This is a genomic window from Nocardia cyriacigeorgica NBRC 100375 (assembly GCF_000308555.1).
GTDB lineage: Bacteria > Actinomycetota > Actinomycetes > Mycobacteriales > Mycobacteriaceae > Nocardia > Nocardia cyriacigeorgica.
Map to the genome: position 1 here is coordinate 21490 of NZ_BAFY01000257.1, position 12732 is coordinate 34221.

Sequence of the window (12732 nt, forward strand, 5' to 3'; positions counted from 1 at the left end):
GTCATGGCAAGGGGCCGAAATGGGCAGCACGCTGGCGGGCTAGGCGAAGCCAAATACAAGCACGCGTGCTTGCTTCTTTAATTCCGAGCTGCGATGCTGAACCCCGACGTCACCTCGAGTGGCATCCGGCAACGACGACGCGGGGCGAGGACAACACCATGGCTGACCTGGAAGCGCTACTCGGCGATCTGGCCGAGGAGAGCGCCGATCTGGAACGACTCGTCGCCCCGCTCACGCCCGCCGAGTGGGCCACCCCCACGCCCGCCGAGGGCTGGACCATCGCGCATCAGATCGGGCATCTGGCCTGGACCGATGAGATCGCCGCGATCTCGGCGAGCGACGCCGACCGATTCGCGAAGCTGGTCGCCGAGGCCGGGCCGCGCGTGCTCACCTTTGTCGACGAGGCCGCCGAGGAAGCCGCGGCCGAGGAGCCGGCGCAGCTGCTGGAACGGTGGCGGCGCAGCCGGGTCGAATTGGCCGACGCCCTGCGCAATGTTCCCGACGGCGCCAAAGTGCCGTGGTTCGGGCCGCCGATGAGCGCGGCTTCCATGGTCACCGCGCGGACGATGGAGACCTGGGCGCACGGCCAGGATGTGGCCGACGCGCTCGGCATCACTCGGACGCCGACCGCCCGGTTGCGGACCGTCGCCCATATCGGCGCGCGGACCAGGAACTTCGCGTACATGGTTCGCGGTAAGCAGGCCCCGGCCGAGGAATTCCGGATCGAACTCACCGCGCCGGACGGCGACCTGTGGACCTGGGGTCCGGAGGATGCCGCACAGCGCGTCACCGGTCCGGCGCTGGACTTCTGCCTGCTGGTCACCCAGCGCAGGCATCGTGACGATCTCGCACTCACGGCGGTAGGTGCGGACGCGGCCGAATGGCTGACGATCGCGCAGGCCTTCGCCGGTCCGAGTGGTACGGGACGCGCCGCGGGACAGTTCGCCTGAGCTGGACCGCCCCACGCCGATACGCGAAGCGGGCGAGCGCCAGTCTTGGGTGCGTCGCGACGACGATCGGACGTCGTTGGCCGGGTGTCTCGATATGGCAGTCGAGAATGACGCTCGCCAGCGAACGGGGATTACCCCGATTCTCGCGGCTCGAAACCTCGTCGACGCGGATGGTTCACCCCCGTGTCACGTGAACGCCGAGCTAGCCGTTGACGCAGGCCGAGTGCTGTGATGCTGCTCTCAGCGATGCGGCGGCCCCACCGTCCACACCGTAACCTGGACAGGCGTACGGCTTTCAACGATGCGGGCCGTCGACCCCAGGGAAACCAGGGCGGAGGGAAAGGAAAGCATCGTGTCAGCATTCGAGTCTGCTCAGATCGCTCGCCACACCGCCATCGTGCTGGCAGGGGCGGCCAGCCTCAGTCTCACCGTGGTGTCCGGCGCCTACATCGCCACGAACATGCCCGGCCTCGAACGTCCAGGTCAGCTCGCCGCGCCCTCGGCGCCGATCATCCGCGACGGTGCACCTCGCGTCGGACCGGCTCCGCGCACCGGCTCCATCCGGCTGGGCGAGGGTTCCAGCCAGGCCGCCGTCTACCGCGACCGTCCCGCCATCACCCCCGCGGTCTTCACCGCACCCGAACCGACCGCACAGCCCGCCGAACCGCAGCCGGCCCCGACGGACTCCGCCGGTGTCGGCGGCCGCGTGGGACTCGGCACCACCTATGTAGGCGCCCGAGTGGCCCCGGCGCAGACCAACACCGTCTCCATCACCCTCGACACCAATGCGCTGACCGTGCTGAGCGGCATCCTCATGTCCGAGCCCGTCCGCGAACGCCTCGGCGTCTCGACCGACCCGACCGGCGTCACCCAGATGCGCACCGACGTCGACACCCGCCGCGGCGAAGTGACTTTGGTGTTCTCCGACCCGACGCTCGGTGAGCATGCGCTCGAGCTGGACCGGAATCCGGCACCGGGGCAAGCGGATCGAGCCGAGGGCGCTCCGGTGGATGCCATGACCTCACTTCCCGAAGGCACGCGACCCGAGCCGAGGAAGTCGGTGGACCCAAGCGCGCCAAGCGAAAACGGCACAATAACAGCATGATTCACGACCATCGGTATCTGCCGGGCTCGTGAACCGGTATCGATAACCGATCGAGTGTGTTCGGCCATGACTCATTCGCTGGCCGGGTAATGACTGCGACGCCGCCGAGCGTTCCAGGACCGATGCTCGTGCACCGCCGAGCGCACGCCTATCGTGCTCCTCATGTCGACAACCCCGCACCGGATCTGATCCCATGTACGACTTCTGTGTGATCGGTGGCGGCATCGTCGGCGTCGCCACCGCGTACCGGATTCTGCGGCGGGCGCCGGGGGCGAGTCTGGTGCTGGTGGAGAAGACCGGTGCGCTGGGTACGCATCAGACCGGGCACAACAGTGGTGTCATTCATTCCGGGATCTACTACGCGCCGGGGAGTTTGAAGGCGACGTTGTGCAGGCAGGGGGCGCGGGCGACCAAGGAGTTCGCGGCGGCGCATGGGATCGCGTTCGATGAATGCGGGAAGTTGCTGGTGGCGACGGATGGGGCGGAGCGGGAGCGGATGCTCGCGCTGTACGAGCGGTCGCGGGTGAACGGGGTGGATGTCGAGTTGATCGACGCCGCCGAGTTGCGGCGGCGCGAACCGCATGTACGCGGGGTCGGCGCGCTGTTCGTTCCGGATACCGGGATCGTCGACTACCGCCGGATCACCGATGCGCTGGCCGATGAGGTGCGTGCCGCGGGCGGGCAGATCGTGCTGGGGGCGCGGGTCGATTCGATCACCGAGACCGATGCCGGCGTCACCGTGTCCGGTCCGGCGGGTAGTTGGACCGCGGCGAAGCTGGTGGCGTGTGCCGGATTGCAGGCCGATCGGGTGGCCCGGATGGCGGGGCTGCGCATCGACACCCGGATCGTGCCGTTCCGCGGTGAGTACTATCAGCTGCCGCCCGAACGCGCGGGCCTGGTCGGCACCCTGATCTACCCGATCCCAGATCCCGACCTGCCGTTTCTCGGCGTGCACCTGAGCCCGACCATCGACGGTGAGCTCACGGTCGGGCCGAATGCCGTACTGGGCCTGTCCAGGGAGGGCTACCGCAAGGGCAGCGTCGACCTGCGTGATGCCAGGGAGGTGCTCGGATATCCGGGCGTGCATCGGGTGGCGAAGGCCAATGTCCGCACCGGGCTGCGGGAACTGCGCAATTCCCTGTTCAAGCGCGGCTACCTGGCCGAATGCCGGCGTTACTGTCCCGAGCTGACGATGGCCGATCTGCGACCACGGGAAGCGGGCATTCGCGCCCAGGCGGTGGCCAGGGATGGCACGCTGATCCACGACTTCCTGGCCGAACGCACCGAACGGATGGTGCACGTGCTCAACGCGCCGTCACCGGCGGCCACCTCGGCACTGCCGATCGCCGATCACATCGTCGATCGGCTCGGACTGCCCGCCGACCGAGCAACCGGCCGGTAGCAATCTGGAAATCCACCTCCCCCAAATCTCGGCACAACTCTCGAATAAAGAGGAACGCTGTAGTACTTTTGTCGGAGCCGTGGAGGGAGGGCCCATGGGCCACATCAGATATGCCAGCGACGTCGGCGCACCGGTCGACGTGGCGTTCACCTACACGGACAACCATCTGTTCGTACCGGACTGGATGTTCGGCGTCGCCGGATTCGAACCCAGCGGCGAGCTCGACCGCGGGCTGGGCGCACGCTTTCGCACCGACGCCAGGCTTATCCTGCTGCGCACCACACTCACCTGCGAGATCACCGAGTACCGGCGCAACGTCGTGATCGGGTATACGCTGCGTGGACGCTTATCCGGCACTCTGACACTGCGATTCGATCCGCTGGGCTACGGGCGCTCGGTACTCACCTCCGAGGTCGACTACGATCCGCCACGTGGCCTCGCAGGCCGCCTGCTCGCTCGTCCGATCGAATTGGGTGTCCGTTCGGCCCTGCGCCGCACAGAGTCCCGGTTACGAAGGGAGATAGAGCAATTCCACGGTACCGATCTTGTCGGCCGGATTGCGTAGGGTGCGTGGCATGATCATCGTGAGCACCGACGGATCCTGCCTGCGCAATCCCGGCGGCGCCATCGGCTGGGCATGGGTCAACCATCAGGGCCCCTCCGACAGCGGGGGAGCCGCGTCGGGCACGAATCAGATCGCGGAGCTACGCGCGCTCCTCGAGGCAATCCTCGCCCACCCCGGTGATGAACCGCTGCTGATCGAAAGCGATTCGCTCTACGCCATCAAATGCGCCTCGGAGTGGATCGCGGGCTGGCGGCGCAACGGCTGGCGCACCTCCGCGGGCGCCGCGGTCAAGAACGCCGAGCTCATCCAGCAGATCGACCGAGCCATCGCGTCCCGGCCCGGCCCGGTCCGTTTCCGCTGGGTGCGCGGACATGTCGGCAACTACTTCAACGAGCAGGCCGACACACTGGCCGGTCAGGCCGCCCGTCGAGTCGCCGCCGATCCCACCGCCGCCGCCGATCCGGTGGCGGTCGAGATCCCGGCCCTGACGACCACCATCCCGGCACCCGCCGTCCGCGCCGAACCGGCTGTGCCCGAAGAAAAACCGGCTGCCTCGCGAAAAGTCGCGAAGCAGCCGGCCGCAGGAACGCTGACGCTGTTCTGATCGGCGTCGCACCGACCACCTGAATAGACCTCCGGCGGTGGTGGCTCGACCCACCGCCGGGGGTCGCTATCGGTAGCTCAGTTGCCCGGCTCGGGTGCGGGTTGATCCGCCGGCGGGGCCGGGGGCTGGGCGGCATTCGGATCGATGCCGGGCAGCATGGCCAGCTCCCACTTGTTGACCAGCCACTTGTCGCCGGACTTCTCCATGCCCGCGACCACGGCGATGTCCTGGCGCTTGGGCTCGGGGGTGGCCGAGTTGGTCTTCATCAGGCTGATGTTCACCAGCACCTGGGTGTTCTCGGTGTCACCGGAACGGAAACCGCAGGTCGCCTTGTCGACCCAGGCCTTGACCTTGGACTCGACCAGCAGCTGGCGCAGCACCTCCCAGTTCTGCTCCAGATCCGAGACCACGTTGTCGGTCGCCCGGTCCTTCAGCTCGGCGATGAAGTTGTCGAGATTGCCCGCGTAGTCGTAGGTGTTGGTCGCGCGGGCGAAATCGCAGGCGGCCTGGCTTGACTCGTCCTGCGCGGCGAGTTCGTCGCCACGCTGCTGCGCCTGCCGGAAGAACACGACAGCGGTGACGACCAGCGCCACCAGCACCACCCCCGCCACGAAGGCGAGGACGACGGGCAGCACACCGCGCGCATCGCCGTTGTTGTCGGCGTTTTCGACCATAGATCCGGTCCCACTCTCTTTCGTCACGCCGCTGCCCTACTGCATTGCCGGGAAGTCGAACTGAGCCACGAGCCAGCGCCCGTTCTCCTTCTTCATCTCCACATTGGCCGCGACCCGGACCTTGCCCGGGGTGGAGTTCGGGACGTCCGCGGTGGAGAAGGTCTGGTCGATGACCAGGACAAGGGTGGCATTGTCTTCGTCGCCGGAGGCGTAACCACACATGACCTCGTCGGCCCGGGAGTCGACCTGCCTGCCCTCGAACCGCGCCTTAAGGTCGGGTCCGAGCTGGGCGACCATCTTCTTCCACTCGCCGGTCGCGGTGTCCTCGAGCCGGCCGAGGTAATCGTCGACCTTGTCGCCGCTGTAGGTGGCGAACTGGTTGCCGAAATCGCAGGCCGCCTTGGTGGCGGCGGCGCGGGTGTCCAGCTCGTCCTGGCGGTTGCCGGACTGGAGGAAGAACACCACGCCAGCGATCGCGGCGGCGATCGCGAGGACGACGGCCACACCGGCGGCGATGAACAGCGGATTGCGGCGTTTCGCACCCGCGGCCTCGGCGGCGGCGGGTGTGCGCACCTTGACCGTCTTGTCGTCGCCGGCCGTGGTCGCCTTCGCCTTACCGGTCTTGTCGGCTTTATCGCCCTTGTCCGCCTTCTCGACCTTGACGGTCTTGTCCGCGTCGGCGGCGGCTGCGACCTTGTCGGCCTTGACGGTCTTGTCGGGATCGTCCGCGGCGCCGGCCGCGCCGGAGTCCGCGGCACCGGCCGCCTTGTCCACCTCGGCGGTGGCGTCCGCTGATTCGGCGGCCGCGGTGTCGGCCTTCACGGTCTTGTCCGCGTCCTCGGCGCTCGCCTTGCCCTCGTCGGCCTTGGCGGCGCCGGCCTTACCGGCGGCTTCCGTGGACTCGGCGTCGCCGTCCGGGGCCGGTGTGGTCGCCTCGGCGGGTTCGGCGTCGCCCGCCGATCCCGTCGTCGCGCCATCCTGCACGGCGTCCGCGTCGGAAGCGGCGTCATCTGTGGACATGAGTACTGTTCACACCTTCCCGGCACACCTCGGGTGTGCCGTGTATTTCGTCCGGCCACGCGCGCCGGGCCGCAGGCATTCATCTGCGAGTATGCCCCGGCGCACACGCGGCCGTTCAGCCGGTCGGGGTTACCGCACCGGCGGCATGGTCCGTTCGTTCGGATCCACACCCGGCGGCATATGCGAGCCGTTGTTCGGCACATTCGGCCGCGGCGCGTTCACCGCACCTCGAATCTGCTGTCCCGGCGGCGGGTTCTCGCAGTAGTTCCACTTCGGCATGGTCCCGTCGGAGACGACCTGCGGACTGGCCGGGGTGGACTGGTACTGGCAGTAGGGCCGCAACCAGATGTCGAGGATGGTGTGGAATTCGTTGTCGTGGGCGGGCACGCCCAGCGCCGCGCCACCGAGTTCGAGCGCCGGGAACAGCGCCCGCATGGCCGGTGTGCGCAGCTGCGCCGCCTTGGTGATGGCGACGAAGTTGTTGACCAGGCCGGTGATGGGATCGGTGGTGGTGTCGAGCACCGCGCCGAGGCTGGCGAATTGGCCGGGAGCCTGCGACAGCACCGACTGCAATTCGGCGTTGGCGTTGTTGAACTGTTCGAACAGCACGCCCGAGTTGCGGGTCAGCGTCCCGAGGTCGGGCTGGGCCATCGACGTGGTCGAGGCGATGGTGCGCAGGTTGGCGATCAGATTCGAGGTCTGCGGCAGCAGCGAATCCAGGCCGGCGGCCACCAGGCTGACACCGTCGATGAGCGAGCGCAGCTGGTCCGGGCCACCGCTGAGCGCGATATCGAGCTCGTTGAGGATGACATCGAAATGCTTCGGATCGATCTGGGCGATCAGTGCGCTGGTGTCGTCGAGCACCGCCCACACCGGGGTGGGGGTGTGCACGGTGTCCGGGTTGTATTCGATCACCGAGCCATCGGTCAGGAACGGGCCCTGATCGGTGTCGGGCCGGAAGTCGATGTACTGCTCACCGGCCGCCGACAGCGCTTGCACCGCGACCACGGTGTCCACCGCGATGTCGTAGCGGTCGTCGATCTCGGCGGTGGCCGCGATGGCCGAACCGCCGTTGATGAGTTCGATCGAATCGACCTTGCCGACGCGGAAACCGCGCAGCGTGACGTCGTTGCCCGGTTGCAGACCGCCGGAGCGGTCCAAGGTCACGGTGACGGTGTAGGTGCCGCGCAGCGGATTGATCCGCATGACGTTCACCAGCAGGTACGCCGCACCGATGATCAGCACCAGCACCAGGCCGATGGTGGAGTAGAGGATCTTGTGGCTTTTCACCGGTGGCCTCCCGTCACCCGGCCGTAGACGACCTGGAGCACTTGGATCAGGCTGCCCGCGAAGTCGTTCAGATCGTTGAGATCGAAGAACTTGCTGGTGCCGGGGGCGGTGAGCAGGGCGATATCGAGGTTGGTGACGTTGACCTGCGCGGCCAGACTGTTACCGCGGAAGGTCGCGTTCACGCCTGGGCGGATCTCGCGGAGCGCGTCGAGCACCGCACCGAAGTTGTCGCCGGTGGCGGCCAAGGCCCCCATCAGCTGATCGAGGCTGTCGAGCAGCCCGGCCAGCTCACCGCCGGAGGTGTTGGCGTAGTCGCCGAGGGCGACGCTGGCGGTGCCGATCTTGGCGAGCAGATCACCGATGGCCTTGTTGTTCTCCGCGACCGCGCCGATCATGTTCGGCAGGGTGTCGGCGACCTGGCCGAGGTCCGAGCGCCTGGCCTCCAGCGTGGTGGCCAGCGCGCCGAATTCGGCGAGCACGCTGTCGATCCGGGCGGAGTTGTCGTTCATGCTGGTGACGACGCCGGTCAGCTCATTGACCAGATGCACCACCTGATCGCTGCGGCCGCCGACGATGGAGTCGAGTTCGGCGCCGAGCCTGGCCAGGTGGGCGATGCCGCCGCCGTTGAACATCATCGACACCGACAGCAGCAGTTCCTCGACGGTGGCACCCGCCGAGGTCTGGTCCAGCGGCAGTGTGTCGCCGTCCTGCATCATCTGGGTGCCGGGTTCGGCGGGCGGCATGGACAGCGCGACGAACACATCGCCCAGCGGGGTGGCCTGGCGCAGTTCGGCGGTGCTGCCGACCGGGAGCTGGATATCGGTGCTGATATCCATATCAACGATGGCCTGGAAGTTCGAGGTCTTGATATCGGTGACCACACCGACGTCGGAGCCGCCGACCTTCACCTTGGCCTGATCGGGCAGGTTGAGCGCGTTGTCGAACACCGCCTTCAGCGAATAGGTGTCGCCGGTGGCTCCGGGCTTGGGCAGCGGCAGCTTCTCCACGGTCAGACCGCAGCCGGAGGTCACCGAGATCGCCCCCACCGCCGCGACCGCGACGATGCCGCGGCGGGCTCGTCTGCTGATTCGATTCATCATTTCGTCAGTCCAAGCAGTGCGGCGGTGAGCCCGAAGTCGGGACCGAAGTCCTCCATGCGGCCGGTTCGACAACCGTCGGCACGCATCTGGATGCGTTCGCAGAACAGGCTGATCGGCTCGCCGGCGAGAGTGCCGCCGACGAGTGTGTGCAGCCGGATGTAGCCGTGCTCCTTGTTCATCGACTTGTCGATGCTCTCCAGCAGCATCGGCGCGACGTCGATGACCTCGGTGAGCCCGCGCGCGTTCTGGCGCAGCTGATCGGTGACCGCCGTCATCCTGGTCAGGGTGTCGCTGATCTGGTCCTGATGTTCGGCGAAGATCGAGCTGGTGTTGGTGAGGAAGCTGTTGAGCTGATTCAGCGTGGCCTGAAGACCGGGCGCCTGCTCGGCGAGCAGCGTCGTCATCTGAGTGGCCTTGTTGCTGAAATCGCGCACCGACTGGTCGTTTTCGGCCAGCATCGTGGTGAGCTCGTTGAGCTTGATGATGATGGTCGAGATCGCGTCCTTGTTGTCGAGGCCGACCTTCAGCGCACTCGACAGCGCGTTGAGGGTGTCGCGGATCTTCTCACCGTTGCCGTCGAGCATCGGGTACAGCACCCGGCCCGACAGCGGACCGAGGCCTTCCTGGCCCTCTTCTGGTTTGAGCGCCGCGGCGAACTGATCGATGGTCTTGATCATCGTGTCGAGTTCGACCGGGACGTCGGTGCGTTCCAGCGGCAGGTGGTCGCCGTCGGAGAGCGTCTCGCCCTCGGTGAACGGCGGGGTGATCTCGATGTGGCGGTCGGTGACGATCGACGGCGAGATCACCACGGCCATGGCGTCCTTGGGGAACTTCACATCACCGTCGAGGGTCATGTGCACCTCGACGAAGGTGCCGCGCGGCACGATCTTGTCGACCTTGCCGACGTCGATCCCGAGCACCTGGACGCTGTTGCCCTCGTACATGCCCGCGATGTTCTCGAAATCCGCGGTGATCTTGATGTCGTTGTTCAACGGGCCTGGCAGCAGCGAGCAGCTACCGACGAGCAGCGCGGTGGCTGCGACGAACAGCGACTGGGCGATCGTTTTGAGTCTCATCACGCGCACCCCTCGGCGACTTGGGCGAAGCACAACCAGTTGTCCGGGAACAGCCACGGGAGGCTGACCTCGGCGTAGTTGCCGTTACCCCAGGCGTTGGCCAGGTAACGCACCGCGGGCGGCATGATCGACAGCAGCCGGTCCAGGTTGTCCTTGTTCTTCTGCAGGCCTGAGGCCATGATGTTGAGCTGATCGAGGGTGCCGGAGAACTGGTTGTCGTTCTGCGCGCCGATCTGCTGCAACTGGGCGGTCAGCGTGGCGACATTGTCGAGCAGCTGACGCAGCAGGTTCTGCCGCTCCATCACCCGGCTGGCGATCGCCTCGCCCTGGGTGACCACCAGCAGCACGCTGTTGCGGTTGTCGGCCAGGATGGTGGTGACCCGGTCCAGGTCCTTGAGCAGGGTGTCGACCTGGGTCTTGCGCGAGTCGATGGTCTTGGCCAGCGCGCCGACACTGTCGAGCGCCTGCGCGATCAGCTCCGGCGAACCGCCGAGCTGCTGATTGACCAGGTTCAGCGATTCGGCCAGCTTGGCGGTGTCGAGTTCCTCGAACTTCGGGGTACCGCGCTGCACGACGTCGGCCAGGTTGTAGGGAACCGTGGTGTTGGTCTTGGGGATCCGCTTGTCCGGCAGGCCCGAACCGTCACCGGGCTCCAGGTCGATGTAGCGGGCGCCCAGCAGCGTCGCCATCTTGATCGAGGCGTGCGCGTCGGGGCCGAGCTTCACATCGTCGCTGACCTGCAGGGTGATCACCACGTGATCGCCCTCGAGTTCGGCGCCGGAGACCCGGCCGACCGGGACGCCGGCGACGTCGACCTTGTCGCCGACCTTGATGCCTGCGGCCTGGACGAACTCCGCCTCGATCGACTGCTCGCCGATGCCGAGGCTCTGGAAGCCGGAGGACGCGATCACCACCACCGCAACCAGGGCGGCGCCGATGATGCCGAGACCGAAGTAGCGGTTGGCGTTGAACCAGGTTTTGATCTTGGTCATGGGCGGCACACCGCCGACTGTCCGTTGCCACCGATCTGCGAGAACAGCCCGCGCGGGAACAGGATTCCGTACAGCGAGACGTCGAGGCGGCAGATGTAGGCGTTGGCGTAGGCGCCCTCGGAGGTGAACCGGCCCACGTCGGAGAGCACCGACGGCAGGTCGATCGCGGCCTGGTCGAGCTTGGCGCCGTTGGCCAGCAGCAGCGTCAGCGCGTCGGTGGTCGAGCGCTGGGCGGCGTCCAGCTTGGGCTGGATATTGCCGACCATGTCGACCAATGCGGTGGTGGCGTCGGCGATCTGCACGGTGGACTGCTGCAAGGACTGGCCCTGTTCGTAGAGCCCGCCGATCAGCGCCCTGGTCTGGGTTACCAGCGTCTCCAATTCGTCCCCTCGTTTTGCCAACCCCGACATGATGCCGCTGAGGTTGGTGATCACATCGCTGAGAATCGCGTCCCTGCGCTCGAAGTCGGTGGCCAGCGTGGCGGCCTGGGTGATGAACTGGCTCAGCGAGATCCGGTCACCCTGCAATGCCAGCACGAACGTCTCCGACAGGCGGTTGACCTGCTCGGGCTCGAGCGCCTGGAACAACGGCTGGAAACCGTTGAGCAGCGCCGAGATGTCGAACGACGGCTCGGTGCGCTCGAGCGGGATGGTCGCGTTGTTCTCCAGCGGGGTGGCGTCCCCGCCGGTACCCGGCGCCAGCGCGATATAGCGCTGGCCGATCAGGTTCTGGTAGCGCACCAGCGCCTTGGTGTTGCCGTAGAGGGTCTGTTCGTCCTGGACGATGAACGACACGTGAGCGTCGTTGTTGTCGTCGAGTTCGATCTTCTCGACCTTGCCGACGCGCACGCCCGCCATGCGGACGTCGTCGCCTTCGCGCAAACCGAGCACGTCGGTGAAGGTGGCCGAGTAGGTCTTGGTGTCGCCGTCGACGGTGCGGGCCAGCGTGTTCCAGATGACCACGGTGACCAGAATCGATACGACGGCGAAGAGGCTGAAGCCGATCAGCGGTTTGCGGATGCTCATCGGCCGGCCCCCTCTGCGGTGACCTGCACAGTGCCGCCTTCCAGAGCCGTGCTCAACATCATGTACTCGAGGGTGGATGCCCGCCGGCCGAGCAGCGCGGTCAGCGCCGGGTCGTCGGTGTAGGCGATGGGCCGGGCGGCGGGTTTCAGTCCCGGCCGCTCGGTGTTCGCCGCGGGCGCGGTCTCACCCTGCTCGGACCGGCCCGCGTCCGGCTCGGCGGCCGGCGCCGGCTGCGGTGCGGGCGGAGCGGGAGCGCCGGGCACCAGATTCGGGAACAGGCCCTCCAGCGGGGTACCGGCGAACGGGTTCGGCACGGCCGCGGTGGGCGCGGGCGCCGTCGGCGCGGTGACCTGGGTGGTCACGCCCGGGATGGCGGGCATGCCCGGCAGCGGCGGCAGCACCGGCAGACCCTCGGCCGACTTCAACCGGCCCGGCCGCATTGATTCCGGCAGCACGCCTGGATCGGCGACCGCGGGCGCGGTGGCACAGCTGGGACCGGCCAGATCGCCGTAGCGCGGGCAGTCCTTCACGGTGTTGGGCTGCCACGGGGTGAAGGTGATGCCCGCGTTCCAGACCATCTGCCGCTGCGGGCCCCAGTGGAAGACGGTGTTCAGCTTGCGGGTGGAGGTGTTCAGATTGGCGATCGCGTTGGTGATCGCACTGGGATCGGCGGCGAGTGCGCCGATGGTGGCGTTCAGGCCCGCGGTGACCTCCTTACCGGAGTTGGGGTTCATCGCGAACAGGTGATTGATCTTGTCCGCGGTGACGCTCGCCCCGCTGATCAGGGAGGCCAGCTCCGAGCGGCGGTCGGCGATGGTGCGCGCGGTGGTGACCGAGCTGGCCAGCACGTCCATCAGTTCCGGCGCCGATTCGTTGAGCGCGTGCGCCGAGGCGGAGAAGTCGCCGAGCAGCACACCGAGATCCGGGAT

Annotated in this window: 13 protein-coding genes; 5 read left to right on the top strand and 8 right to left on the bottom strand. The window is 67.3% G+C overall.

The features are described from left to right. Window positions 1–158 precede the first annotated feature (158 nt). From RJ05_RS25765 to RJ05_RS25785, 5 genes are all read left to right on the top strand, one after another. Window positions 159–950 (top strand): TIGR03084 family metal-binding protein, encoded by a 792-nt coding sequence (locus tag RJ05_RS25765; protein WP_036541726.1) that lies wholly within the window; start codon window positions 159–161, stop codon window positions 948–950. Window positions 951–1302: 352 nt separating this feature from the next. Further along, window positions 1303–2055 (top strand): hypothetical protein, encoded by a 753-nt coding sequence (locus RJ05_RS25770; protein WP_138445524.1) that lies wholly within the window; start codon window positions 1303–1305, stop codon window positions 2053–2055. A gap of 193 nt (window positions 2056–2248) precedes the next feature. Beyond that, entirely contained in the window at window positions 2249–3457 is a 1209-nt protein-coding gene (gene lhgD, locus RJ05_RS25775) for an L-2-hydroxyglutarate dehydrogenase (protein WP_036541728.1), read from the top strand. A gap of 94 nt (window positions 3458–3551) precedes the next feature. Beyond that, window positions 3552–4022: an SRPBCC family protein gene (locus RJ05_RS25780; protein ID WP_036541729.1), complete on the top strand. Its 471-nt coding sequence runs from the start codon at window positions 3552–3554 to the stop codon at window positions 4020–4022. Between the two features lie 10 nt (window positions 4023–4032). Next, window positions 4033–4626 (top strand): ribonuclease H family protein, encoded by a 594-nt coding sequence (locus RJ05_RS25785; protein ID WP_036541730.1) that lies wholly within the window; start codon window positions 4033–4035, stop codon window positions 4624–4626. 77 nt (window positions 4627–4703) lie between these two features. Here RJ05_RS25785 and RJ05_RS25790 read toward each other — a convergent pair whose 3' ends face one another. The 8 genes from RJ05_RS25790 to RJ05_RS25825 form a co-directional block, all read right to left on the bottom strand. After that, a complete protein-coding gene (locus tag RJ05_RS25790; protein WP_036541734.1) occupies window positions 4704–5300 on the bottom strand; it encodes a hypothetical protein in 597 nt (198 codons plus the stop codon). Window positions 5301–5336: 36 nt separating this feature from the next. Then, on the bottom strand, window positions 5337–6320 hold the full coding sequence (locus RJ05_RS31150; RefSeq protein ID WP_036541735.1) for a hypothetical protein: 984 nt from the start codon (window positions 6318–6320) through the stop codon (window positions 5337–5339). Window positions 6321–6449: 129 nt separating this feature from the next. Beyond that, window positions 6450–7610: an MlaD family protein gene (locus tag RJ05_RS25800; RefSeq protein ID WP_036541736.1), complete on the bottom strand. Its 1161-nt coding sequence runs from the start codon at window positions 7608–7610 to the stop codon at window positions 6450–6452. Beyond that, window positions 7607–8710 carry an MCE family protein gene (locus RJ05_RS25805; RefSeq protein ID WP_036541737.1) on the bottom strand — a complete coding sequence of 368 codons (1104 nt, stop codon included), beginning with the start codon at window positions 8708–8710 and terminating at the stop codon, window positions 7607–7609. The genes RJ05_RS25800 and RJ05_RS25805 overlap by 4 nt, the downstream gene beginning before the upstream one ends. Then, complete coding sequence (locus RJ05_RS25810; protein WP_036541744.1) at window positions 8707–9786, bottom strand: MCE family protein; 1080 nt, start codon at window positions 9784–9786, stop codon at window positions 8707–8709. The genes RJ05_RS25805 and RJ05_RS25810 overlap by 4 nt, the downstream gene beginning before the upstream one ends. Then, window positions 9786–10778: an MCE family protein gene (locus tag RJ05_RS25815; RefSeq protein WP_014353718.1), complete on the bottom strand. Its 993-nt coding sequence runs from the start codon at window positions 10776–10778 to the stop codon at window positions 9786–9788. Before RJ05_RS25815 ends, RJ05_RS25810 begins: the two co-directional genes overlap by 1 nt. Then, on the bottom strand, window positions 10775–11803 hold the full coding sequence (locus RJ05_RS25820) for an MCE family protein (protein ID WP_036541738.1): 1029 nt from the start codon (window positions 11801–11803) through the stop codon (window positions 10775–10777). The genes RJ05_RS25815 and RJ05_RS25820 overlap by 4 nt, the downstream gene beginning before the upstream one ends. After that, on the bottom strand, window positions 11800–12732 hold a 933-nt coding region (locus RJ05_RS25825; protein ID WP_036541739.1), incomplete at its 5' end, for an MCE family protein. The genes RJ05_RS25825 and RJ05_RS25820, both read right to left, overlap by 4 nt.